This is a genomic window from Neorhizobium sp. P12A (genome assembly GCF_008365395.1).
GTDB lineage: Bacteria > Pseudomonadota > Alphaproteobacteria > Rhizobiales > Rhizobiaceae > Rhizobium.
In genome coordinates, this window is record NZ_QOVX01000002.1 from 242359 (window position 1) to 267102 (window position 24744).

27 protein-coding genes are annotated in these 24744 nt (G+C 60.5%); 5 read left to right on the forward strand and 22 right to left on the reverse strand.

The window, feature by feature from the left end; genetic code table 11:
- Position 1 precedes the first annotated feature (1 nt).
- Entirely contained in the window at positions 2–751 is a 750-nt protein-coding gene (locus DTW90_RS07200) for an SDR family NAD(P)-dependent oxidoreductase (protein ID WP_149337361.1), read from the reverse strand.
- A 330-nt stretch (positions 752–1081) separates the two neighbouring features.
- On the opposite strand from DTW90_RS07200, the gene DTW90_RS07205 reads away from it, so the two are divergent.
- Positions 1082–1825, forward strand: a complete 744-nt coding sequence (locus DTW90_RS07205; RefSeq protein WP_246664932.1) for a DUF899 domain-containing protein — start codon at positions 1082–1084, stop codon at positions 1823–1825.
- A 7-nt stretch (positions 1826–1832) separates the two neighbouring features.
- On the opposite strand, the gene DTW90_RS37015 is transcribed toward DTW90_RS07205, so the two are convergent.
- Positions 1833–2075: a hypothetical protein gene (locus tag DTW90_RS37015; RefSeq protein ID WP_188079897.1), complete on the reverse strand. Its 243-nt coding sequence runs from the start codon at positions 2073–2075 to the stop codon at positions 1833–1835.
- Positions 2076–2108: 33 nt separating this feature from the next.
- Between DTW90_RS37015 and DTW90_RS07215 the strand changes: the two genes are divergently transcribed.
- Positions 2109–2870, forward strand: a complete 762-nt coding sequence (locus DTW90_RS07215; RefSeq protein WP_149337364.1) for an NAD(P)-binding domain-containing protein — start codon at positions 2109–2111, stop codon at positions 2868–2870.
- Between the two features lie 219 nt (positions 2871–3089).
- On the opposite strand, the gene guaA is transcribed toward DTW90_RS07215, so the two are convergent.
- The 13 genes from guaA to DTW90_RS07280 all read right to left on the reverse strand — a co-directional run bounded on the left by guaA (position 3090) and on the right by DTW90_RS07280 (position 16879).
- Positions 3090–4652, reverse strand: a complete 1563-nt coding sequence (guaA, locus tag DTW90_RS07220) for a glutamine-hydrolyzing GMP synthase (protein WP_149337366.1) — start codon at positions 4650–4652, stop codon at positions 3090–3092.
- Between the two features lie 131 nt (positions 4653–4783).
- Complete coding sequence (locus tag DTW90_RS07225; RefSeq protein WP_149337368.1) at positions 4784–5425, reverse strand: 5'-methylthioadenosine/S-adenosylhomocysteine nucleosidase; 642 nt, start codon at positions 5423–5425, stop codon at positions 4784–4786.
- Positions 5422–5871 carry a PaaI family thioesterase gene (locus DTW90_RS07230; protein ID WP_132520360.1) on the reverse strand — a complete coding sequence of 150 codons (450 nt, stop codon included), beginning with the start codon at positions 5869–5871 and terminating at the stop codon, positions 5422–5424. Before DTW90_RS07230 ends, DTW90_RS07225 begins: the two co-directional genes overlap by 4 nt.
- Positions 5872–5938: 67 nt before the next feature.
- Positions 5939–6391, reverse strand: coding sequence for a TspO/MBR family protein (locus DTW90_RS07235; protein WP_149337370.1), 453 nt, complete (start codon positions 6389–6391; stop codon positions 5939–5941).
- Between the two features lie 42 nt (positions 6392–6433).
- Entirely contained in the window at positions 6434–7537 is a 1104-nt protein-coding gene (locus tag DTW90_RS07240; protein WP_149337371.1) for a DUF1513 domain-containing protein, read from the reverse strand.
- 3 nt (positions 7538–7540) lie between these two features.
- A complete protein-coding gene (locus tag DTW90_RS07245) occupies positions 7541–8671 on the reverse strand; it encodes an imelysin family protein (RefSeq protein WP_149337373.1) in 1131 nt (376 codons plus the stop codon).
- On the reverse strand, positions 8671–10212 hold the full coding sequence (locus DTW90_RS07250) for a di-heme oxidoredictase family protein (protein WP_149337375.1): 1542 nt from the start codon (positions 10210–10212) through the stop codon (positions 8671–8673). The genes DTW90_RS07245 and DTW90_RS07250 overlap by 1 nt, the downstream gene beginning before the upstream one ends.
- A gap of 43 nt (positions 10213–10255) precedes the next feature.
- Complete coding sequence (locus DTW90_RS07255; RefSeq protein WP_149337377.1) at positions 10256–11536, reverse strand: imelysin family protein; 1281 nt, start codon at positions 11534–11536, stop codon at positions 10256–10258.
- Positions 11537–11840: 304 nt separating this feature from the next.
- Positions 11841–13130, reverse strand: a complete 1290-nt coding sequence (locus tag DTW90_RS07260; RefSeq protein WP_132520381.1) for an RsmB/NOP family class I SAM-dependent RNA methyltransferase — start codon at positions 13128–13130, stop codon at positions 11841–11843.
- Between the two features lie 143 nt (positions 13131–13273).
- Complete coding sequence (locus DTW90_RS07265) at positions 13274–13636, reverse strand: septal ring lytic transglycosylase RlpA family protein (protein ID WP_132520384.1); 363 nt, start codon at positions 13634–13636, stop codon at positions 13274–13276.
- Positions 13637–14143: 507 nt separating this feature from the next.
- Entirely contained in the window at positions 14144–15016 is an 873-nt protein-coding gene (locus tag DTW90_RS07270; RefSeq protein WP_149337378.1) for an SDR family oxidoreductase, read from the reverse strand.
- Positions 15013–16173 (reverse strand): tRNA epoxyqueuosine(34) reductase QueG, encoded by a 1161-nt coding sequence (queG, locus tag DTW90_RS07275; RefSeq protein ID WP_149337380.1) that lies wholly within the window; start codon positions 16171–16173, stop codon positions 15013–15015. Before queG ends, DTW90_RS07270 begins: the two co-directional genes overlap by 4 nt.
- Positions 16174–16186: 13 nt before the next feature.
- Positions 16187–16879, reverse strand: a complete 693-nt coding sequence (locus tag DTW90_RS07280; RefSeq protein ID WP_132520392.1) for a glutathione S-transferase family protein — start codon at positions 16877–16879, stop codon at positions 16187–16189.
- A gap of 284 nt (positions 16880–17163) precedes the next feature.
- Here DTW90_RS07280 and DTW90_RS07285 point away from each other — a divergent pair, with 284 nt between their 5' ends.
- Positions 17164–17961, forward strand: a complete 798-nt coding sequence (locus DTW90_RS07285; RefSeq protein ID WP_132520395.1) for an undecaprenyl-diphosphate phosphatase — start codon at positions 17164–17166, stop codon at positions 17959–17961.
- Positions 17962–18204: 243 nt separating this feature from the next.
- Here the strand turns inward: DTW90_RS07285 and DTW90_RS37020 are convergent, their stop codons facing one another.
- From DTW90_RS37020 to dnaN, 7 genes are all read right to left on the reverse strand, one after another.
- On the reverse strand, positions 18205–18357 hold the full coding sequence (locus DTW90_RS37020) for a hypothetical protein (protein ID WP_165927781.1): 153 nt from the start codon (positions 18355–18357) through the stop codon (positions 18205–18207).
- Between the two features lie 277 nt (positions 18358–18634).
- Positions 18635–19615: a complex I NDUFA9 subunit family protein gene (locus tag DTW90_RS07290; RefSeq protein WP_149337382.1), complete on the reverse strand. Its 981-nt coding sequence runs from the start codon at positions 19613–19615 to the stop codon at positions 18635–18637.
- Positions 19616–19728: 113 nt separating this feature from the next.
- Entirely contained in the window at positions 19729–20016 is a 288-nt protein-coding gene (locus DTW90_RS07295; RefSeq protein WP_132520401.1) for a DUF1330 domain-containing protein, read from the reverse strand.
- A gap of 29 nt (positions 20017–20045) precedes the next feature.
- Positions 20046–20762 (reverse strand): orotidine-5'-phosphate decarboxylase, encoded by a 717-nt coding sequence (gene pyrF, locus DTW90_RS07300; RefSeq protein WP_149337383.1) that lies wholly within the window; start codon positions 20760–20762, stop codon positions 20046–20048.
- Between the two features lie 8 nt (positions 20763–20770).
- Positions 20771–21367, reverse strand: coding sequence for a histidine phosphatase family protein (locus DTW90_RS07305; RefSeq protein ID WP_149337385.1), 597 nt, complete (start codon positions 21365–21367; stop codon positions 20771–20773).
- 8 nt (positions 21368–21375) lie between these two features.
- Positions 21376–21969, reverse strand: coding sequence for a phospholipid N-methyltransferase PmtA (gene pmtA / locus DTW90_RS07310; protein ID WP_149337387.1), 594 nt, complete (start codon positions 21967–21969; stop codon positions 21376–21378).
- A gap of 129 nt (positions 21970–22098) precedes the next feature.
- Positions 22099–23217, reverse strand: a complete 1119-nt coding sequence (gene dnaN, locus DTW90_RS07315; RefSeq protein WP_149337389.1) for a DNA polymerase III subunit beta — start codon at positions 23215–23217, stop codon at positions 22099–22101.
- A gap of 250 nt (positions 23218–23467) precedes the next feature.
- On the opposite strand from dnaN, the gene rsmI reads away from it, so the two are divergent.
- Together rsmI and DTW90_RS07325 are read left to right on the forward strand one after the other, a co-directional pair.
- Positions 23468–24379, forward strand: coding sequence for a 16S rRNA (cytidine(1402)-2'-O)-methyltransferase (rsmI, locus tag DTW90_RS07320; protein ID WP_149337390.1), 912 nt, complete (start codon positions 23468–23470; stop codon positions 24377–24379).
- Complete coding sequence (locus DTW90_RS07325) at positions 24376–24744, forward strand: YraN family protein (RefSeq protein WP_149337392.1); 369 nt, start codon at positions 24376–24378, stop codon at positions 24742–24744. The genes rsmI and DTW90_RS07325 overlap by 4 nt, the downstream gene beginning before the upstream one ends.

Here is a 24744-nt window from a genome sequence, read left to right on the forward strand (position 1 = left end):
GTCACCCCTCCATAACCGTCACGCCGGCGTCGCCGTTAAGGCCGAAGACGATGCCATCGGCATATTGTGGATCTTCCAGAACAGAAATCACCCGGTCGCCGAATTGTCGAGGTGGCATCGGCGCGCCAAATCGGGCGACGAATTGCTCCGGCGTAATTCCCATCGAGCCTGCATAGGCGCCGGCGGCCGCATCGCCGGTTCCGGTTCCCAAAATCATCTGCCGCGGCACGATCGCCTGAAAACGGATGCCCAGGTCCAATTCCCGCGAAACGCCATTCGCATATTTCGCCATGAACCATAGCATCTTCTTCGAGCCGCCATAGCCGCCCGACATTTGCGAACCGGTCACCGCGGCGCCACTCGAGCCGACCAGAACCCTGCTCCCAGGCTTCAGCGGAAGATTGAGAGCTGCCTGAAGCCAGAACAGGCCCGCTTTCACATCCGTCTCCCAAGCCACCGAAAAGTCTTCCCAGCTCAGTTGATCCAATCGCCCCATCCGCGGCGTCACACCGGCATTGAGCGCCAGGATATCCGGCCGGATATCGGCAAGGATGCGATTGGCGGCGGCGCGATCCGTTACGTCGGCGGAGATGGTTGCGACCCCAAGACGGGCTCTCACGGCTTCGAGTGCGTCTGCTCCCCGGGCGACCACGGTAACTTTTGCGCCTTCGGCAACAAGCGCTTCGACCAAACCCAGTCCAAGGCCGCGGCTTCCACCGGTCACAACCGCGCTTTTATCTCTAAGGCTCATCTGCTTTGCTCCAATGTTCCAATGAAGCCAAGACGATCGAAGCGCCGGAAAAGAGTCAGATCCCGGCTCTTTTGATGCCTCTTTGTTAGATCTCATCGGCACAAGCTCCGGGAATGCGGGGACGAAGCAAGCCCCGATAGTCGCAGAACCCATAACCAGATGTTTGGGCCACCCGCTGCCGCCTCGCGTCTATTCGCCGGCGCGCAAAAATCCCTGACTCTTTTTGCTCCCGTTGAACGTCTTGGAGAGAGTAATCACTGGAGCAAGACCATGACCATCAACGACAGGACTGTACCTGCAGACGACTCCAATAAGGGAAGACGTCCCAATATGCCCCCGATCGTGTCGCCGGACGAGTGGACGTCCGCGTGGGGGGAAATGCTTGTTAAGGAAAAAGTGTCGACCCGCGCTCGCGATGCGCTGGCGGCGGAACGCCGTCGTATGCCATGGATGGCAGTCGAGAAGGACTATGCATTCGAGGGACCGCAAGGCAAGGTGAGCCTCCTCGATTTGTTCGAAGGCCGTCGGCAGTTGATCGTCTACCGCGCCTTCTTCGAGCCTGGCGTTCACGGCTGGCCGGACCACGCCTGTCGCGGCTGCTCGCTCGGGGCAGATCAGGTCTCAAATCTTGCCCACCTGAACGCGAGGGATACCACCCTCGCATACGCTTCCCGCGCACCTCTGGCCGATATCGAACGTTTGAAGGCCCGGATGGGCTGGGAGATGCCCTGGTACAGCTTCGAGGGGAGCTTCGATATTGATTTCGGCGTAGACCAATGGCACGGCCACAATGTCTTCTTCCGCGATGGCAACCAGATTTTCCGCACCTATTTCACCAACAACCGCGGTGACGAAGCCTTGGGTACCACCTGGAGCTATCTCGACATCACCCCACTCGGGCGGCAGGAGGTCTGGGAGGACTCTCCGGAAGGCTATCCCCAGACACAGACATACAAGTGGTGGAATTGGAACGACAATTACGAGGCCGGCGCGGCACCCGACGCCAAGTGGGTCGAGGTGTCGGACGTTGGTGAGGCGGCGTTCCGAAATCAAAACAAAGGCTCGCACGAATGAGCGAGTCTTATATTGACCGGTCGACGGGCGCATCGAAAATACCCCATCCGTTGACATGTCGGATCGCGACGTGGCTGCCGATCGCAGCCGCGCCGACCTTTGCAGCCATGGCAATCATCACCACGTTGCCGACCGCCGGGAACATGGAGATGATGTGCGGCGCCGATCCTTCTTCGCTGGGGGGAATGGGGTCGATGTATTTGCTGATGAGCGTGTTCCATTCCGCTCCGTGGCTGAAACTGATCGGCAATCGATTGAGCCGCGAGACAGGGAGGCCGACGATATGAAAATCGGCGTTATCGGTGCAGGGGAAATGGGTGGAACCTTGGCCCGCCGTTGGCGGGAGAAGGGACACACCGTGCGAGTCGCCAACTCACGAGGCCCTTCTGCGGTTAAGCCGTTCGCGGATGCTATTGGGGCGGAAGCGACGGATATTTACGGTGCAGTGGCCAATTCGGACGTCGTCTTGCTCGCGATGGCATTCCCGGTGGCGGCTACGTTACCCGGAGATTTATTCAGCCAGGCTAGGGATGACCTCGTCATAGTTGACACGTCAAACTACTACCCCGATGTGCGTGACGCCCGTATTTCCGAGATCGATCACGGCATGCCGGAAAGCGTGTGGACTTCGCGTCAACTCGGTCGCCCCATCTTCAAAGCGTTTAACAGTATCATGTTCTATGCTCTGTCAGAGTTTGGAAAGCCGGAGGGGTCTTCCAACCGGTTGGCCATCCCTGTGGCCGGCGATAATTCTCGGGGAAAATCCGTTGTTATGGAGCTCATAAACGATATGGGATTTGATCCGGTAGACGGTGGATTATTGCAGGATTCGTGGCGGCAACAGCCTTCGACGCCGGCGTATTGTTGTGACTATGACGCAGAGACGACTCTGCGGGGGATCGCTGCTGCGGTCAAAGGTAAGGCAGAAACGATACGCGACACCCTATGGCGAGAAAAGTACGGCCAGCTATTCGCCAATAACCCAGCCTACGCCGATGTCCACGACGCCATCATCACAATGAACCGCTCGTTCAATCCTCTCTAGACCATTCCCGCTTTTCTCCGAATCGCGGAAACGCTCTATCTCTTTGATTTGACGCAATTCCGAACACAAAACCGTGTTCCACTTTTGCTGGAATTGCTTTAGTCAGCTGCTAACGTCGCCGTGTCAGGAAGCCAAAGACCGGTGACAATCGACACCTATCGATACACCTAGTGGCCAACGGTATGCTGCTCTATCCCCGCATATCGTTGGCACGCCCTATTATTCCCACTCGATCGTACCCGGCGGCTTGCTCGTCACATCGTAGACCACGCGGTTGATGCCGCGGACTTCGTTGATGATGCGGGTTGCGGCGCGGCCGAGGAATTCCATGTCGTAGTGGTAGAAGTCCGCGGTCATGCCGTCGACCGAAGTGACGGCGCGAAGGGCGCAGACGAATTCGTAGGTGCGACCGTCGCCCATGACGCCGACGGTCTGGACGGGAAGCAGCACCGCGAAAGCCTGCCAGATCGCATCGTAGAGACCAGCCTTGCGAATCTCGTCGAGATAGATCGCATCGGCTTCGCGGAGGATTTCCAGCTTTTCGCGGGTGATGCCGCCCGGGCAACGGATGGCAAGGCCGGGACCGGGGAAGGGGTGGCGGCCGATGAAGGAGTCGGGCAGGCCGAGCTCCTTGCCGAGCACGCGCACTTCGTCCTTGAAGAGTTCGCGCAGCGGCTCGACCAGCTGCATGTTCATCCGCTCGGGAAGGCCACCGACATTGTGGTGCGACTTGATGGTAACCGACGGGCCGCCGGAGAAGGAGACGCTTTCGATGACATCAGGGTAGAGCGTACCCTGGGCCAGGAATTCTGCGCCACCGAGCTTCTTTGCCTCGGCTTCGAAGACGTCGATGAATAGCCGACCGATCGTCTTGCGCTTGGTTTCCGGATCGCTCTCGCCTTCCAGCGCATTGATGAACAGGTCGGACGCATCGACATGCACCAGATGCAGATTGTAGTGTTCCTTGAACATGGCGACCACATCGGCCGCCTCGTTCTTGCGCATCAGGCCGTGGTCGACGAGGATACAGGTCAGCTGGTCGCCGACTGCCTCGTGGATCAACAGTGCCGCAACCGAGCTGTCGACGCCGCCAGAAAGGCCGCAGATGACTTTGCTGTCGCCGACCTGCTTCTTGATCGCTTCCACCGCCTTGGCGCGGTAGGCCGACATCGTCCAGTCGCCCTTCAGACCGGCGATGTTGTGAATGAAATTGCTGATCAGCTTGGCGCCGTCGGGCGTGTGCACGACTTCCGGGTGGAACTGCACGCCGTAATATTTGCGGGCCTCGTCGGCGATGAAGGCGAAGGGCGCGTTGGGAGAGGTCGCGACGATCTCGAAGCCTTCAGGCAGTGCCGTGACGCGGTCGCCGTGGCTCATCCAGACCTGATGGCGGGTGCCCGAGCACCAGAGGCCTTCGAACAGGGCGCAGTCCTTGTCGACTTCCAGGAAGGCGCGGCCGAATTCGCGGTGGTGGCCGCTCTCGACCTTGCCGCCGAGCTGCATGCACATGGTCTGCTGGCCGTAGCAGATGCCGAAAACGGGAACGCCGCTGTCGAAGATGATCTGCGGTGCCCGCGGCGAGCCCTCATCGACCGTCGAGGCCGGGCTGCCTGATAGAATCACGGCCTTCGGCTTGAGGCGGCGAAAACCTTCGTCGGCAGATTGGAAGGGAACGATCTCGCAATAGACACCCGCTTCACGCACGCGCCGTGCGATGAGCTGTGTAACCTGGCTGCCGAAATCGACGATGAGGACGGTGTCTGGATGTGCTGTCTGGGTCATGGCGAGCCTTTAAAGAAAAGCGCTTTCCCTTGCAATCCGGCAAAACGGCGGAAATCCGATTTTATTGTCCCGATTGTCCCGGCAAACGGGATGTTCGCCGGGGCAAAACAGCAGAACGACCGTTTGACTGATCAGAACCAGAATACTCCGTCTTCCAGTGCGGTGAACAGGCTGTCGATGGCATCGGAAAGCTTGCGATCGACGATATGCAGATATTCGGTCCAGCCGGAAATGTGCTGCAGTTCGACGACGCCGTCGGAAATGCCGCGCAAGCCGATCAGCGGCAGCTCCCATTGCTGGCAGGCGCGCAGGATCGCAAAGGTTTCCATGTCGACCATGTCGGCTGAAATCTTGGAATAGGCATCGAGGCCCGAGATCACGTTCCCGCCGGTGGAAAGGCTTGCTTCCGGAACGCCCGGAATGCGAAGCGGCAGATCGATGACCGCAGGAAGATCGAGGAACGGCGTCCGGCCTTTTTCAAAGCCGAGAGGGGAGGCGTCCATGTCGCGGTATGAGACCGAGCTGACCTGATAGACCTCCGTCTGCTCAAGCCGTGCAGAGCCAGCCGAGCCGAGCGAGACGACCATATCTGGCAGATCGCCATGGGCTTCGAGCTGCGTCAGCGCCCGGGTCAGCACAATCGCCGCCTCGACCGGCCCGACACCAGTCATCAGCGGGTCGATCCTGGAGCGCAGGAAGGGGCCGTATTCAGCCTCTGCCGCCATGACGAACAGGATCGATTTTCCCGCCACGGATTTTAGTTCGAATTTCATCCTGTAATTCCCTCTCTTCCCCTAATGACCATCATCGTGCCAGTCATCGAGGCGATGAGCTTTGCAGGTCCGTCGGTAATGGCATAGGCCCGGCCGTCGGCAACGATGATCGTCGTGCCGGGCTTTGTAACTTCGCCGCGAAACAGGAAACGGTCTCCGCGTCCCGGCGACATCAGATTGACTTTGAATTCGATGGTCAGGATCGATGCATCGGGATCGATCACGCTGTAGGCGGCAAAGCCGCAGGCCGAATCCAGCGCGGCGGAGATAATTCCCGCGTGCAGAATGCCATGCTGCTGCGTCAGCTTGACGTCGAACGGCATCTCGATCTCGATCATGCCGTGTTCGACGCGCGTCAGTTCCGCGCCGATGGTCGCCATCGCCGCCTGCCGCTCAAAACTCTGGCGGATCCGCTGCCGGAAATCGCCGCTCTCGTCGCCAATCATCTGCTGTCCTCTCGCGGTTGCGAAAGTGGCATGGCGGTTAATTTTCGACAAGCGCCAAGTGGTCGATTTAGTTCAGATAAACGATCGATGCATTGAGCAGTGTCGCAAAGCTAACCCAGGCGGCATAGGGAATGAAAAGCAGGGCGGCGATCCCATCGCGGCGCCAACGTTCCACGATGAAGCAGAGGATGACGACAAGCAGCGCAACGATCACGAAAAGCCCCGGCACCGTCAGCCGAAAACCGAAGAAGACGGGCGACCAAGAGAAATTCAGCAAAATCTGCAACCACCAGAGCTTCATGCCGGCAGAACCGCGATCGCCGATCCAGGCCCTCGCACCGGCAATGCCGATCAGGATGTAGAGGATCGTCCAGGCCGGGCCGAATAGCCAGTTCGGTGGAGTGAATTGCGGCTTGGCGAGCGTCTTGTACCATTCACCGGGAAGATTGATGAAGCCGATCAGCACGCCGATGCCGACGACGAAGATGATGAAAAGGAGATAAATCGCAGGCTTGTTCATGTCGGATTAGCTAGGGCCCGTCCCGAATTCCGCCAGCCTCGATCAGCTGCGCTGCCGACCGGGTTCCGCGATCCGCACGATATGCTGATCCCAGGCGACATCGCTGTGCCGCCCGAGAAAATCGCCGCGGTAAGAGGAGATGGCAAATCCGTCTTTCGCCGGCGCTATCCCCGCTGCATCCGCTATGCTTTCCACCTTGAGGAGGGTTCCGGTTCTGGCATCGAGCGTTACCGCAGCACCATTGACCGGCGAGGTCACACCGACGAGGTTTTCCGCCCGGTTGACGGCAATTGCGCCGACATAGTTGCCGAGCTTGCGCGTCGTCTCGTCGGGCAGCGACACGAAGGTCAGGTCTTCACCCCTGGAGAAATGACCGACCAGCGGTGGCAGCTCGTTGCGCGGGCCTTCGTACTGGCAGGCAAACCAGATCCGTCCCGTCGCATCGATATCCACATGCCGCGTCGACACCTGGGCATATTGCGGCGGCAGCGTATGCTTTTCGATCAGCGACCCGGTCGCCGCGTCGATCAGCGCTAGCGAGGGTTCCATATGGTCGAGATTGAGCTTGGTGCGGCCGAAATCCGGATTGGTCTCGATGCCGCCGTTGGCGACAACAAGCGACCGGCCGTCGTCGGAAACCGTCATGTCATGCGGCCCGATGCCGAAGGTCTCGTATTCGCCGATGCGGGCGAAGCGATTGCGCGCATCATAGATGCCGATCATGCCGCGATTGTTCTCGAAATCGTTCTCGCTGGCATAGAGCAGCCGACCGTCCGGCGAGAATGTGCCATGGCCGTAGAAATGCCGGCCCTCGCGCGCGGCGATGACGATTGCCTCGCTCTTCGTCCAGGGATCGAAGATCATCGCATAGGTGCCCGGCCGCCGCGCGAAGGCGACGGTGCGGCCGGTGACCGGCGAAAAGGCCATGCCATGCGCGCGCGCCGGCAAGGCAACCTGGTCGACGATCTCGCCTCGTTCGGTGACGGTCGCGACCGCGTAGGAGCCGTCAGCCGCGCGAATGCCCGACGCATAAACCGCATCGGCCCGCTCCAGCGCGAGAACGGCGCTGGGTCGCAAAGCCGCAAGGAAAGTGATCCCTGCGGCCTTCATGAACGCCCTGCGATCGATCAGCGCACTGCGCGGCATCGCTCAGTCCCCGTCGGCGAAGGAGAAGCCTGCGGAAAGGCCCATCGCGCCGCCGTAACCGTCGGAGAAATCGGTCGTCAGTTGGCGGCTCTCATTGCGCAGCACATCGATCTTGGTCCGCTCGGCATCGCTGGAAATCGCAGCCTCGATGTCAGGATTGACGGTCGGAGCGGTCGCAACAAGCGTCTTCAGCAGGCCGTCGATCTTGCCGACGACGTCGCGCTTGTCCGGTGGCAACAGATCGGCCATGCCGGCCTTCTGCCAGAGCGCCTGTAGCCCCTCAAGATTGCCGTCGATGGCAGTCCAGGTGTTTCCGGAGCGCCAGTAGATCGCCATCTTTGGCCGCGCCGCATTCACATCGCCCTTGTAGAAGCTCTCAAGCCGCTGGTCGCGAACGTTCTCGGCGCCATGCACAAGGACGCCGAGTAGGGCGGTTGCCGCTTCCTTGCCGTCCATGAAATCCTGGCTGTCCTTGCCGGGGTTCTTCCAGGATTTCTGAATGCCGTTGGGGTCTTCCCAGGCGTCCGTCAGTTCCTTCGAAACATTCTCGATATTGCCGGCAACGGCCGCGCCGTAGCGGCAGCGGAAACCGTTCTTGTCCTTCGAAAGCGTGTCGGAATCGCTGCCATGGAGTACATATTCGAGTGCCGTCAGGCTCATCAGCGCCACGCTCTTCGAGGCAACGCCCTCGACCGTCGCATCCTTTTCATCGGCCTTGGCGATCAGCGCCTGCACCTGCTTGAGGCCGATGCCCTTGCGGTCAGGGTAGAAGAGGATGTGCTCGAAGCGGTTCTTCTCGATGACGGGACCGGCCTCGACGATCTCGATCATGGACCAGTTCTTGACCGTATCGGCGAAGGCGGACTTGGCAGCCTTCAGCGTATCGTCTGAGGGCGCCGAGCAGAGCGCCTTCATCGCTGTCGTCAGCCGCGAGGCGGAGTCATGCATGTTGCGATAACCGGGACGAATGAAGTCGTCGACGGCCTTCTGCATGACGGCTGGCACCGCAGCCTCGTTCAGCGTTCCAACGGGAGCCGCCTGCTGGGCAGCTGCAGGCAATGCCGCGACGCCAAGGAGCAGGCTGGCAAACATTGTTGCGATCGGGCCGGTAAGCGGGAATTTCCAGGGACGCATCAGAGAGACTCCAGAAAGGTTATGAGGGCTTGCCTGTCATCTCCAGGCAGGGATGCGAATGCGTTGCGCGCCTTCTCAGCTTCTCCGCCATGCCAGAGGATGGCTTCGGTCAGGTTTCGCGCGCGGCCGTCGTGAAGAAAGAAGGTGTGGCCGCTCACGATCTGGGTTAGGCCTATGCCCCAGAGCGGCGGGGTTCGCCAGTCGCGGCCGGAGGCCACGCCCACCTGCTGGCCGTCGGAGAGGCCTTCACCCATGTCGTGCAGCAGGAAGTCGGAATAGGGCCAGATCAGCTGGAATTGCTGGGCCGGGTCGGCGGCTTTATCGCTGGTGACGAATTTCGGCGTGTGGCAGGCGGTGCAGCCGGCTTGATAGAAGACCTGCTTGCCGTGGAGCACATCCGGGAAGCTCGCCTTGCGGCGGGCGGGAACCGCGAGGTTCTTCGAATAGAAGGTGATGAGATCGAGGATCGTCTCTGATGCCTCGGTCGGCCCGAGACGCTTCTGGACGCCGTTGGGCATGGCAAGGCAGACGGGCTCCTTGTCCGTGCAGTCGCCCTGGGCGTTCGGCCGATCCGGATTGGAGATGCCGATATCCGTATCGAGCGCATCGGCGGCCTGGTCGCGCACGGTCGCGTTCTGCGCCTTCCAGCCGAAGCGGCCGAGCGCGAGCTTGCCGGTGCGATGGTCGCGCACGATGGCCGCTCGTCCCCTGATGCCGTCGCCATCGCGGTCATCGGGATCGGCGTGAGCGAGAATATCCGCTTCGGGGATCGCCTCGATCAGGCCGAGGCCGAGCATTGGAGGCGCGACGCGGGCAGATACGGTGGTCGCGGGATCAAGCGGGCCATAGGCGAGATCGCCGGCCGTGTAGTGGGGCCTGCGCAATGAAACAGTTTCTCCATCGGAGAGCGCCACGGTCTCTTCGGTGTAGGTGACCTGCACGTTGCCTTCGGCGGCAAGGCCGGGCACGGCCCGATCCTGAAGCTGCGCGCCATAGGTCGGGTCAGGAAAATTGATGGCGTGAAAGCTGTCGAACGCCTTCTGTTCGTCAGGCGTGGCGGCCGGCCGCGCCAGACGCAGCACCATGGAGCTGGCATTACCGTCGCTATCGGGCGGATGGCCGCGACCGTCCTTGATGTGGCAACTCTGGCAGGAGCGTGCATTGAAAAGCGGGCCAAGCCCGTCGGTGGCCTGCGTCGAGGAGGGGGAGGAGACCCAGAGCTGGCGGAAAAGCGCATTGCCGAGATGGAAATTCTCTTCGCGATCGAACCCCAGATTGGCGGACGGCTGCGAGAATGCGTTGAGAGTGACGGGCGCGATCGAGGTCGTCGCACCGCTTTCCATCGCCTCGTAGGTCTCGGCCTTGGTGAAATCGGTGGTCGGCCGCATGAGGTTCTCGACGCGCTTCAGCTGCTCAGGCGTCAGGTCCGTCCGTACCTTCGGAAAATTGATTGTATCGGCAGCGACCAGAGAAATGGTGCCCGCAAGCGCTGCGATTGCGAGCGCGGACAAAAGAACAGGGCGGGTGACGATACGCAACATCAAGGGATCAAGGGCGACGGCGGAATGCCGCCGCCCTCCTTTATCACTTCTTCATAACGGAGCTAGGATTATCTAGGCTGTCCGAACCTTCGAGCTTGATCTCGCCGAGGTCGAGCGAAGCGATCACGCGCTGGATGCTCTTCGTCTGGTCGAGCAGGCCGTCGATGACGTGCTGGACGACCGCGTTGCCTTCCGCGTTGCCTTCGCCGATCATCTGGTCGTATTTTTCGACGGTGTCGCCGCGCTTGACCATGGTCTTCGCGGCCTTGTCGGTCGCAGCGAACTTGTCCATCATTTCCTTGTCGACGGCCTTGTCCTTGGAGGCCACGAGCGCGTGCAGCGACGGACCCTTCATCTTCGTGCCGTCGATGCGGGTGTAGTTGCCCGTATAGGCCGACTCGATGCCGACGATGTCGTTGTTGTAGGTGTTGTAGGTATTGTCGGAGAAGCAATCATGCTCCTGCTCCGGATCGTGGAGCAGCAGGCCGAGCTTCATGCGTTCGCCTGCCAGTTCGCCGTAGGAGAGCGAGCCCATGCCGGTCAGGATTGCCGTGATGCCGACCTTCGGGTCGTCAAGGTCGCGCTTCGTGGCGGCGCCGTCCGGCTTCCAGTCATCGGTCATTTCCTGCAGGTCGTCGACGAGCTGCGTGGAGGCCGACTTCAGGTATTCGGCGCGGCGGTCGCAATTGCCGCCGGTGCAATTCTTCTGGTCGTAATCGGTATAGGGACGCTCGCCGGCGCCCGGTCCGGTGCCGTGCAAATCCTGGCCCCAGAGCAGGAACTCGATGGCGTGGTAGCCGGTCGCGACATTGGCATCGACCTTGTCGGCGCTGTTCAGCGACTTCAGGAAGTCGGGCGTCAGATGCGAGGCATCGACATCCTTGCCATCGATCTTGATCGTCTTGTTGGCAATGACGTTGGCGACGTAGAGCGCGTTCTCATCGCTCTCGGTGCCATAGGATTTGTCGACATAGTCGATCAGGCCTTCATCCAGCGGCCAGGAGTTCACATCGCCTTCCCAGTCGTCGACGATCGGGTTGCCGAAGCGGTAGACTTCAGACTGCGAGTAGGGAACACGGGCCCTGATCCAGGCGGTGCGGGCTGCATCCAGCGTCTTCTTGCTTGGATTGGCGATCAGGTCGTCGATTGCCTTGTCGAGCTTCTTGGCGAGGATCAGCGAGTCCTCGTATTTGGCATGGGCGACGTCTGCGTAATGCTTGACAATCGCAGCTTCGTCGACAGCAGCACGCGCCGGAAGCGCCGTTGTCAGCGCCGAGGCGGCCAGCAGCGCCAGCGTGGCGCCAAGATTAATGGTCAGTTTCATGGGGTCCCTCTCCGGTTGGCGGCAAATGCCACCCAAAAATTCGCGACCCGTGTCATGGCGGAAAAGCAAACTGGTGTCAAACACTCTAGTTTAGAATTGTTGTAAGAGAAACTCCGCTTTTCCCTTGCACGCGATGCGGGATTTGCGGGCGAACGACCGGTGGACGGGAATGCGAGGTGCCAAAGGCGGGTTTGCGAGCCGGCTACACAGAGATCCGGCTGTTCGAACGGTATTCGGACCGCCGGACTTCACCATATTGTGAAGCCGCCTAGCGACAACCATAGAGCGGAAAATCTGCTCGGGCTTACGCTTTGCGCTGCATGCGGCAGAAGAAGAAGCCGTCCGTGTCGGTCGAGGCCGGCGTGAGCGTAATCGTCTTGCCATCGGAGGAGCGCGGTTTCGGCGCGTCGTTGCCGAACAGGGCGTTCCACGAGCTCTGTGCCTCCACGATCTCGAATTCGGGATTATTGGCGGTAAAGCGGTTGACCTGAGCCTCGTTTTCCTCAGGCAGCACCGAGCAGGTGACATAGATCAGCATACCGCCGACGCGGACGAATTGTGCGGCCTGCGCCAGCGCTTCCTGCTGCTGGCCGATGCGCTCGTCGAGGTTCTTTTGCGTCAGGCGCCATTTTGTGTCGGGCCGCCGGCGCCATGTGCCAGTTCCAGTGCAGGGCGCGTCGACCAGCACCTTGTCGCAGCGGTCGCGCAGCGCAGTGAGAGCGTTCTTGTCGTCATGGACCTGGACGTTGCGGGTACCCGCCCGCTTCAGCCGCTCGATGATCGGCGCGAGCCGCTTGCGATCGGCGTCGTAAGCGTGGACCTGGCCCTTGTTCTGCATGGCGGCTGCCATGGCAAGTGTCTTGCCGCCGCCGCCGGCGCAATAGTCGAGAACCTGCTCGCCCTCCTGCGGCAGCACGAGATCGGCCACGATCTGCGAGCCCTCGTCCTGAACCTCGAACCATCCTTTCTGGAAGGAAAGCTCGGCAGTCACGTTCGGAAGCCGTGAGGGACCTTCGCCGGCGGGGATGCGCATCCCGTAGCGGGCGATCCGGGATGGCATGGCGCCGGCGCGTTCCAGTGCCTTCACCGCCTTCTCGCGGCTCGACTTGAGGATATTGGCCCGCAGGTCCAGGGTGGGACGTTCGGCGAGCGCCCTGGCTTCATCAAGCCATTCCTCACCAAAGGATTGCGCCAAGGATGGCTCGACCCATTCGGGAATGTCGCCCTGTATGTAAAGCGGCGCATCGGCGAGAGAGCGGCTGGCAAAGGCCGCCATGGCGGCCTCCCCCGGGGTCTCCGGGGCGAAGCGGTCGCCTTCCAGTTCGGCGGCAAGCATGTCAGGCGTCAGGCCCCACTGGCGAAAGAGCACGGCATGGGCAAGAGCGGCGGGGCTGTCATCGTCCATCAGCCATGCATGCGAGAGGCGCATCCTGAGGGCGTCGTAGACAATGTTGCCGATTGCCGCTCGGTCGCCCGACCCGGCAAAGCGGTGGGCCAGACCCCAGTCCTTGAGCGCGTCGGCCACCGGTCGCTTGCGAGCCTCGATATCGCCAAGTACCTCGATGGCCCCCTGCAGCCGGCCGCCCAAACGCATAAGTCTTCTCTCCTGCTTAAAGCTGGCATTTCATCAATCCGCACGAAAAAACGCACGTGGCGGCGGATTATTGAAACGTCTCGATCGGGTCGTAACCGCGATTGACGGAGAGAGCAAGCTTTGCGCTTCGGCCTGTCTGCAAATCAGCCGACGACCTGGTAGCAGACGCTGGCCGTGCCTGAAGCAACCATGCCGATGTTCTGCGCTGCGGCGCGGGAGAGATCCAGGACGCGTCCGCGGATGAAGGGGCCGCGATCGTTGACCCGGACGACCACGCTGCGGCCGTTATGACGGTTGGTGACCTTCAGCCGGGTGCCGAACGCAAGAGAGCGATGAGCTGCAGTTAACGTCGAAGAACTCATGCGCTCGCCGGAAGCAGTTCTCGAGCCCAATGAATACCACGATGCGCCCCCGCATCCCGTTGCTGCTGATGCTGCCATCGGATGGAAAGCAAAGGCAGCGGCAATAGCTGAAATTGTGAGAACTGAACGACAGATTTTCTTCAAACCGATTTTCCCTCTACATGTAGACCCATGCGCTTATTGGCGCGGGCCGTTTCAATCGGGTCAAACGTGGCGAAAAAGTGCCATCTAAAATCACGGAATGTTACAGCATGTAACATTTGTGATTTCGATTACCGTACGGTTAGGTGATTATAAATATCTAATATATGGAAAAAAGGCAATGAAATCAGTTCAAAATTGAATGATTTTTCTGCCGGCGATGTGAGGGATGGGTAGATCACAAAATTTGGAAAAATTTTTTTCCGACTTTGCCATATTCGCCGCCACATTTGTGCAAATTTAAAGGTCGTTAACCCTATTTGAGGGTAAAATTAGCTAATGCAAATGGATTAGTAGGAAATTCCTGCCCTTTGAGAATGTGAATTTCACTCGCAATCGGGCCATTCAGGCGCAGGAATCCACCCGGTTTACCCGTCGAATTTCGGCTGGCAGAAGGGCTTGCGCGCGCGTCGATTCCGCACGAAACCGATCTTGGTCGAAGGGAGAGGATCAGCCTCTCCAGCGGCCCGACGACCAGAGCTCGGAGAGCGACATGCGGTATTCAGGAAAGCGGAAGGCAAAGCCGAGCGACCGCAGTTTGGCATTTGAGACGCGCTTGTTCTCACCGTAGAAGGAGCGCGCCATCGGGGTCAATTCGGCCGTCTCGAAGGGCTGTTCCGGCGGTGGCTCGATACCCATCAGCCGCGCTGCCTCGACAATGATGTCCTGCGGTGCCCGAGGCTCGTCGTCGGTCACATTATATATGCCGCCGAGACCGCGGTCGGAAAGAAAGCGGGTGGCAGCGCCGATATCTTCGACACGGATGCGATTGAAGACCTGGTCCTTTTTGATGAGCCGCCGGGCAGTTCCCCTCTCAAGATTGCAGAACGCATTGCGTCCCGGCCCGTAAATGCCGGAGAGCCGCAGCACGGCGACAGGAATACTGTTCGCCTCACCGATGGAAAGCCAGTTCTCCTCAGCCTCGACACGCTCGACCGAACGTGCCGAAACGGGATGCACCGAGACCGTTTCGTCTACCCATGCGCCCTTGTGATCGCCATAGACGCCGATGGTCGAGAGATAGCCGATCCATTCGAGCTTCGGCATAAGCGCCCGCATATCGCTGCCGACAAGCCGGATTAGCGGATCGCTATCCTTGCCGGGTGCGATCGACTGGACGAGATGCGTCGTCTCCTTGATATCGGCGCGCAATGCGTCGCTGATCTCGGCTCCGTCGAAGACGAACGCCCTGATACCGTCCCTTTCCAGAACGGCGGCCTTGTCAGGCGAGCGGGTCGTGCCGACGATATGGTCCGCGGAATCGGCGAAAGCCTTCGCAATCGCCGTACCGGAATAGCCGCAGCCGAAAATCGTCAGATTCATTGTTTCATCCCCGCCAGGTCCCATTCCGCGCGAACATCGCTATCCGCCTCGACGGGCCTTTCTGCCGCAAACGCGCTGAATTCGCCAGCCTCCATCAGTCGCGAAAGCGCCCAGACCGCCATTCCGCGCACCACAGCCGAGCCATCGCCCGCAAGCCGCCGACAGCGGTAGATCAGGCTCCGATCGCCCGAATTTCCGGCTGCAATGAGCACATTGCGCACGAACCGGTCTCGGCCGATCCGCTTGACCGGCGAGCCGCTGAAGAAGGAGCGAAAGGTCGGATCGTCGAGATCAAGCAGAAAAGCGATCGTCGGCTCCTTCAGGTCTTCGCGCGCGACCAGCTTCATCTCGGAGGCCTGTGCCGCAAACTTGTTCCAGGGACAGGCCGCAAGGCAATCGTCGCAGCCATAAATGCGATTGCCGATCAGCGGCCGGAGCTCCGGATCGATCGGCCCCTTGTGCTCGATGGTCAGATAGGAAATGCAGCGCCGCGCATCGATCTGGTAGGGCGCCGGGAAAGCCGCTGTCGGGCAGGAGTCGAGGCAGGCGCGGCATGAGCCGCAATGATCGAACTCCGGCGCATCCTCGACTAGGTCGGCGGTCGTGAACATAGAGCCGAGGAACAGCCATGAGCCATGCGTGCGGCTGACGAGATTGGTGTGCTTTCCCTGCCAGCCGAGGCCGGCAGCCGCAGCCAGCGGCTTTTCCATGACGGGAGCGGTGTCGACGAAGACCTTCACGTCCTCCTGAGCCCGGGCGGCAAAGCGCGTGGCAATTTCCTTGAGGCGCCCCTTGATGACGTCATGATAGTCCCGATTGCGGGCATAGACGGAAATCGCCGCCCGGTCCGGCTTGGAAAGAATACCGCGCGGATCCTCGTCGGGGCCATAGTTCAGGCCGAAGACCACGATGGACCGGACGTCAGCCCAAAGGACGCGCGGATCGCCGCGGCGCTCGCGCGTTTCTGCCATCCAGTCCATGGTGCCGTGATAGCCGGCTTCAAGGAAGCTTTTCAGCCGCGCGGGCGCCTGGGGTATGGCATCGGGCCCGGTGATGCGGCAAAGGTCGAAACCCTGAGCTTGCGCCTCGGCGCGCAGAAAAGCCGTCAGCGTCTCGCGACGCTTGCGTTCCTTCTCTGTTGACCGCTCCTCGGGCATGGCTCCGTATCCATCAGAAATCCAGATCCGCGTAGTGCGAGACGGGCGTCAGGCCGCGGACGCGCTCAGCAAGCAGCGGCCGGAAGGATGGGCGCGATTTCAGCCGCTGATACCAGTCTTTCACGATCGGCGATTCCGCCCAGTCGATCTCGCCGAGATAATCGAGCACGGAAATCGAGGCTGCGGCCGCAAGGTCGGCATAGCTCAGCCGCTCGCCGGCCAGCCACTGCCGCGAGCCGGCAAGCCAGGCGAGGTACTTCATATGCTGGCGGATATTGGCGCGCGCGGTGCGCATCATCTTGGAATCAGGCGCGCCGCCGCCGTGTTCCGCGCGCATCTGCAGCTTGTAGACACGCTCGCGCGCCAAAGGCCGGGTGACGTCCTGTTCCATCTTCTGCATGAACCATTCCGTGAGCCGGCGAATTTCTGCGCGTTGGAACGGATCTTCCGCCAAGAGGCGCCGGTCGCGCTTCAGCACGCCATGCGTCTCGTCGAGATATTCGGAAATGACCGTCGCGCCGCAGAGCGCCCTCATGCTGTCGTCGACATAGACGGGCAGGGTGCCCGCTGGGTTAAGCGCAAGAAAGTCGCGCCGTTTCTCCCAGGTCTGCTCCTCTATCAGTTCTGCCTGATAGCCGTATTCGGTCAGGATCAACCTGACGAAGCGTGATGCGGAAGACATGGAATGATGGTAGAGCGTCGGCATTGATACTCGAACTTTGTGATTGTTGCTTGCATGGACGGAGCGCTTCTATTTATGCGGCCCTAGTCATGACTCATTCGTTGAAGCTATAGGAGTTTGGCCACGCTAATACAAGCGAATCGGCCCGCCTCGCCGTCTGACATAAGGACATCACATGGCTGAACAAATCATTATCACGCCGCCAATGGCCATGTTTTTACCCCGCCTCTGACCACTGAAGACGGATGCCGCCCCACTCGGCTTAAGCGTGCTTCAAGTCCGACCGAACTCAAAACCGGAGACAATGAATGGAATACATAAACTCTATAATTCTGGGCATCATAGAGGGTATCACCGAATTTCTGCCGATATCGAGCACCGGCCACCTCATCATTGCGGAGCAATGGCTCGGCGCGCGGTCTGAGCTCTTCAACATCGTTATTCAGGCAGGCGCCATCATCGCCGTCACGATCATTTACTGGCGCCGCCTGGTGGATCTGGTGCTTGGCTGGCGCGATCCCAGGAACCGCGATTACGCCGCCAAGCTGATCGTCGCATTTCTCATCACGGCAGTCCTCGGGCTTATAGTCAAGAAACTCGGCTTCGAACTGCCTGAGGATGCAACGCCGGTCGCCTGGGCGCTCATCATCGGCGGTATCTGGATGATCTTTGCTGAATGGGCAGCCGCCCGCCGGCCGCCACACACCAAGATCACCTGGCTCGTCGCCATCCTGGTCGGCATTGCCCAGATCGTTGCCGGCGTCTTCCCGGGAACATCGCGTTCCGGCGCTACGATTTTCGTCGCCATGCTGGCAGGCACCGGCAACCGCGCTGCCGCAACCGAATTCGCCTTCCTCGTCGGCATCCCGACCATGTATGCCGCAAGCGGCTACGAATTGCTGAAGGCATTCAAGGGTGGCGGAGCTGCAGGCGAAAACTGGACCTCGCTGGGCATTGCCTTCGTGGTTTCCACCGTTGTCGCCTTCATCGCCGTCAAATGGCTGCTTTCCTATATCCAGAGCAACCGTTTCACCGCATTCGCCATCTACCGCATTATTCTCGGCGTTTTGCTGCTCGGCATGGCAATGGCCGGCATGATCAACTGAGACATCGGTCTCGCACTGCATTCGCGCAATCCATGGCGCGGATGCAGTGAGGCGATATCAGTCCTCGGACATATCAATTTTCAGAGAAACTATAGAGGGATGGCGGGGCGTCTGCCGGCCTTTTTCATCAACCGGCAGGTGGATCGCACCAAAACTTGGGCGCCGCGTTTCACACGCTCAAACCGAGCTGCCTGTTGTTATGTGGAGAGAAGAGAGCCGGTGCTTGAAGCGCCGGCCTTTTCATTAATGGCCGATCGAACCCGTCGAGCAGGGATCGACACCATAAGCCGGCGAACATTCGCCCTTGACCGCTGCAATGCTGCCGGGCGCTACGAACGAACCCGCCAGGATTACCAATGCCGCACACGCAAACAGAAGCGCGATTGACTTGCCCATCGAAATGCCTTTCCGCAATAATCAGCACGCCTCAAAAACCCTTGGGACAGTCGTTGGACGCGCGGCTTGTGTTAGTCACAGGAATGGGAATTAGCAATAAATGTTCCGGTTAAATTTGACGTTAATGCCACTAATTAAACGATGCGTCTTTTAAGCAACGCTTACCTGTGCGCGATCACGAAAAAGCCGCCGTTTTGGAACGAAAAGGCCGCACGAAGGGCAAAGAAAAAGCCGCCCGGAAAGACCGCGCGGCTTTGATTCTCGGGCGCTTCGAGAATCAGGCGGCCTTGCCAGAACCCGAGAACTGTCCGTGCTGCCGATACTGCACGAGATAGGACGGCAGCACCGAGGTCAGCATGGTCGGTAGGATGCCGATACCCTTCAGCGTCAGGCCTTCGGTCTCCGCATGCTTCGACACGACATTGTCGTATTTCAACAGGCGAACCTGGTCTGGCGTGATCGGCGCCGCAATCACTGGAACGAGCGAGGCAATGCTGCCGATCAGCGATGCGACGCCGAACGGCATAGTGACCAGTGGCCGCTTGCGATCCACGACCTTGAGGACTGTCTCGAGACATTCGCGGAAGCTCAGGACTTCGGGGCCGCCGAGTTCATAGATCTTGCCGGGAAGAAGCTTGCCGTCGACCGCGCGGGCAACTGCCTCGGCGACATCCTCAACATAAACCGGCTGAAACTTCGTCTGGCCGCCGCCGATGAGGGGCAGGACAGGCGCAAGGCGCGACATTTCAGCGAACTTGTTGAAGAAGTTGTCTTCGGGACCGAAGACGATCGAGGGCCGCAGGATGACGGCTTCCGGCTTGATGGAGAGGATGGCAGCCTCGGCACGGCCCTTGGTGCGGCCATAGGAGGACGCAGAGTTTGCGTTCGCGCCGATCGCGGAAATATGCGTGAGCGTCGCTCCGACGCTACGAGCCGCCTCGGCAACCGCACGGCCGCCGAAGTCCTGCACTGCGTCGAACGTGTTGCGCCCGCTTTCGGAAAGGATGCCGACGCAGTTGACCACGTGCTGCGCGCCTTGGACGGCACGGTCGACCGAGTTGCGATAGCGAAGATTGGCCTGGACAATCGAGATCTGGCCGAGATTGCCGGCCGGAAGCAGGAAGCCGGCAAGATCAGGACGACGAACGGCAACACGGATGCGATAGCCGCGCTTGGCAAGCTGCCGCACGACGTGCCGTCCGACGAAGCCAGACCCTCCGAACACGGTCACGAGCGGTGGAAGGTCGGCAAGGGTCATGGCAGGCTCCTCGAAAGGCTTGGACAGATGCTGGATATGGTTTCGTCTTAGCCGAATCGGGGCGCAAGGTGAAGTACCATCGCGCCCGCATCTTCGGCCTCCTGCCAGATGCTCTAAACGCCTTCTACGACAACCATTTCCGCATCCGCTATTTCATGACGGATTTTCGCGGCTGCCTGGTATTCAGGTGAGTTGTAGCAGTCGACGGCGTGCTGCAGCGAGGGGAACTCGATGACGACGTTGCGGCCGCGCGCCTTGCCTTCCAGTTCGGTGAACGCACCGCCGCGCGCAAGAAAGTTCGCACCGTATCGCTCGAATGCCGGTTTGGCCGTTGCGATATAGTCCTTGTAACGTTCGAGATCGCGGACATCGACGCGCGCAATCCAATATCCCTTGGGCATGTCTTCCTCCTTTTATGATTGTCCTGATGTTAGCGGTTGGCCGGCCACAGCGCGTTCAGCATCTCGCCGAGAATTGCATTGGCCGCTTCCCGGGGATCTGGCGCTTTGACGATCGGTCGCGCGACGACGAGATGCGAGGCACCGGCCTTCAGGGCGTCGAAGGGCGTCATGACGCGCTTCTGGTCGCCATGGTCGCTGCCGGCCGGACGGATACCCGGCGTTACCAGCGCCATATCAGGGCCGATGACTTCGCGAACGGCAGCAGCTTCCTCGGCAGAGCAGACGATACCGCCCATGCCCGCCAATCGAGCCTGTTCCGCGCGGCGCAGAACCAGCGAGGCGGCATCGTCGCCATAGCCGGCATCGCGCAGATCGGCATCGTCCATGGAAGTGAGAACGGTCACGCCGAGCAGACAGAGATCCGACCCTGCAGCGGCGGAAACGGCTGCCTTCATGGCCTTGGGATAGGCATGCAGCGTCAGCATCGACATGCCCATCTTGGCGATGTTCTCGACGGCCGAGGCGACCGTATTGTCGATGTCGAGCAGCTTCATGTCGAGGAAGATCTTCTTGCCGCTCTTTGCGAGGTCGCGGGCGAATTCCAGGCCGCCTGCAAAGGCGAGCTGATAGCCGATCTTGTAAAAGACGATATCGTCGCCGAGCGTCGTCACGATCCTCTCGGCTTCGCCAAGGGTCGGGACATCCAGTCCGACGATCAAGTGGTCGCGTGCGGTCCGTGCGCTCATTGTCCGGCCTATCCCTTCCGGCTTTCGCCCTTCCAGCTTTCCATAGGCGTCCAGTGGCACGAGATGGCCCGGTTCGCAAGGTCGAAGCAGAAGAGATTGCCACCACCTGCCGGCTGGTCGCCCTGCCGCGCGATCGGCTTGCCGGCGATATGGCACTTTAACAGCGTGCCGACGCCACCATGGCCGATGAATGCGATCGGCGCTTGCGGATCATGGTCGGCAAGAATGGCCTCGACCTTCGAGACGATCCGCGCCTGCGCGTCGATCGCCCGTTCCCAGCCCTTGAAGCTCTCATGCGGATGGGCAAAGAACCAGTCGGCCGCCTTCTCGAATTCCGGCGGTGGCAGAAAGCCGGTCGCCGAACGGTCGTTCTCGTGCATGCCTTCGACGATCTCGACCGAGGCCCCACTCGCAGAAGCCAGAATATTGGCCGTCTCGATCGCCTTGACTTCGTCACTGGAAATGATCCGCCGAAGCTGGCCGGCCCAAGCGCTTTCCGCGGCAAGTCGCGCCCGCGCAGCGCCGACATCTGACAATCCCCATTTGGGCACGGCCACGTCAGGGGCGATGCGGACCTGCGGATGCGTAATATAAAGCGCAAACATGATTGATCTTAAGTGCGCCGGTAGATCCAGAGCTGGGCAGGGGGAATATTGCGGACGATGAAATCGAAATGCTGGATATGATAGCGCTCGGGCTTGGCGATGATCGGTGACATCGCGCCATAGGAAATCTGCACGACAGGCCGTCCCGCCGGCATGCGGTCCAAAAGGCTTTCCAGCAGCGCAACACGCGCCTGCATCGGGAAGTTCAGGAGCGGAATGCAGGAAATGACTGAATCGAAGGTCTGGCCGCGCAGTACGCCCAGCGTCTTGTCCAGATCGAAAGCATCGCCATTGATGAAATGGACGCCGGGATAAAGCCGCAGCAGATGCTTGTAGAAATCGGTCGAATACTCGATCGCGACCAGATTTTCAGGTTTAATGCCGCGGGCCAGGATCGCCTTGGTAACGGCGCCGGTTCCCGGACCCAGTTCCAGCACCGGCAAGCCGGACTGCGGATTGATGACACTTGCCATCTTCCGGGCGGTGATTGACGACGTCGGCACGATGGAGCCCACCGTCTTCGGCCCCTGCATCATGCCTTTGAAAAAACGGATTTCCTCGTCGAACTTCTTGCCCAACCGTTCTTTCAGGCGCAGCGCCATGCTTTCCTCCCACCAGAATCTCACCGACGCGATTTGAGGTATCGCTCGCGCGCAATCTTGCAAGGTCATGACGCAAAGACAAGATAAAACGTCGCATTCCTTACAGGTTTGCGACGCTCGTGTGACAGATCAAACACGCATCGGCATCAGAACGTAGAGGGCGTCGTCGCCCGCCGTGTCGCGAATGAGCGTCGGAGAGCCGGCATCCGCCAACAGGAAAATCGCCTCGTCGCCGGAAAGCTGGGCGGTGATATCGAGGAGATATTTGGCATTGAAGCCGATTTCCATCGCGTCAGTGTCGTAGCCGACGGCCACTTCTTCGGTGGCGCTACCCGAATCCGGATTGTTGACCGTCAGCAGCAGCTGTCCGTCGGAAAGGGCAAGCTTCACAGCGCGACCGCGCTCCGAGGAGATCGTCGACACGCGATCGACCGCCTGGGCGAAGGTCTGGCAATCGACGCGCATTTCCTTGTCGTTATTGGCCGGAATGACCCGCTGATAATCAGGGAAGGTGCCGTCGATCAGCTTCGAGGTCATGACGATCGAACCGATCGTCAGGCGAATCTTGGCATCGGACACTTCGAGCGTGACGATGACATCGGGACTGTCGACCAGCTTCTGCAACTCGCCGACCGTCTTGCGCGGAATGATGATGCCGGGCATGCCTTCCGATCCCGAGGGAGCATCGACATCGGCGCGGGCGAGGCGGTGGCCATCGGTTGCGACAGCGCGAAGCTTCAGGTCGCCGTCGGCCTCGATGGTGTGGAAGAAGATGCCGTTCAGATAATAGCGGGTCTCTTCGGTCGAGATCGCGAACTGCGTCCGGTCGATCAGCATCTTCAGATCGGATGCCTTCAGCTTGAAGGAGTGGCTGAAAGTGCCGGCGGTCAGATCGGGAAAATCGGACTCCGGCAGGCACTGCAGCGAGAATTTCGAACGGCCAGATGTGACCGTCATCGAGCCGCCATCCGGATTGGTGGCCAGGAGAACTTCGGAGCCGTCGGGAAGCTTGCGGACGATATCGTAAAGAAGATGGGCCGGAACGGTGGTGGCGCCTGCCTGCTCGACATTGGCCGGCGTCGCTTCGGTGATCTCCAGGTCGAGGTCGGTCGCCTTCATGTCGAGATTGGCGCCTTCGGCTTTCAGCAGTACGTTCGACAGGATCGGGATCGTATTGCGACGTTCCACCACGCGATGCACGTGGTTCAGCGACTTCAGGAGGTTTGACCGCTCAATAGTAATACGCATGGGATGCTACCGCTTTCGACCGTTACTGCCCGGGCGCCGGAGCGCGCGGAGGAATGCCTCTCCGGGCCTAGCCCGAAGGATTGGACAGGCAAAATGGCAGAATTCCGCATGCGAATGCAAGAGCTATGCATTGGTACGCAAGGTCATTTCGGCATTTCCTGCTGAATGCGCACAGGATTTCGTCCGGTCTTGCCGAAGGCGACTGCCTCGCCCATAAAGGCTAGACTTTAGGACAGGGTATCGACACGACATGAGCGACGAGATTTCGGGCGAGGGAGGCAGGGTTCGCGGCTTCCGGCTGCATAACACGGCAGTTCCGGCCCGCCCCCTGGAGACCGCGCTCTATCTTGTCGCGACGCCGATCGGCAATCTCGGCGATATCACGCTGAGAGCCTTGGAAACGCTGGCAGGCGCCGACGTGCTCGCCTGCGAGGACACGCGGGTCACCCGCGTCCTCCTTGACCGCTACGGCATCCAGAACCGGCCCTATGCCTATCACGAGCACAATGCCGACGAAGCCGGTCCCCGCCTGCTGCAGGCGCTGGCAGATGGCCGCTCGGTGGCGCTGGTGTCGGATGCCGGAACGCCGCTGGTCTCTGATCCCGGCTACAGGCTTGCCCTTCAGGCTATCGAGGCCGGCTATCGCGTCGTGCCCATCCCTGGCGCATCTGCCCCACTTGCCGCCCTCGTCGGCTCCGGCCTGCCGAACGATGCCTTCTTCTTTGCAGGCTTCCTGCCCGCCAAGGACAAGGGCCGTCGCGACAGGCTGAGCGAACTAGCTGAAGTTCCGGCGACGCTGATCTTCTTTGAATCGCCCCACCGCATCGCCGCCACCCTCGCCAGCGCATCGGATGTTCTGGGGGGAGATCGGCGCGCCGCAGTTTGTCGCGAACTCACCAAGACCTTCGAGGAGTTCCGCCGCGGCACGCTGTCCGAGCTGGCAGCCCATTACGAGAAGGTCGATAACGTGAAGGGCGAAATCGTCCTCGTGGTCGGGCCACCGGAGGCGAAGGAGACCCCGGAGGCCGATGTCGAGGCGATCCTTGCCGATCTTTCCCGGACATTGCCGACCGCCAAGGCCGCGACCGAAGCCGCGCGACTGACCGGCCTGCCACGCAAGGAGCTCTATCAGCGCTTGCTCGACAGGAAGAACGCTGAATGATCGAGAACGACGAACGCCGCAAGCGGCAGAAAGCCTGGCGCCGCGGCCACGTCTCGGAATATCTCGCCGCCGCCTTTCTGTTGCTGAAGGGCTACCGTATCCTGGCCATCCGGCATCGCACGAAGCTCGGCGAGATCGACATCATCGCACGCAAGGGTGATCTGGCCGTCTTCGTCGAGGTGAAGGCGCGGCGCGAAGAACAGCAGGCCGTGGACGCGGTGTCCTATGGTACACAAAGGCGAATCCGTGCTGCAAGCGACCTCTGGCTCGCCCGCCAGCGTGATTATGCGGCCCTGTCGCAGCGATACGATATAGTCGCCATTCTGCCCGGCCGCTGGCCGCGACATTTCATGGATGCTTTCTGA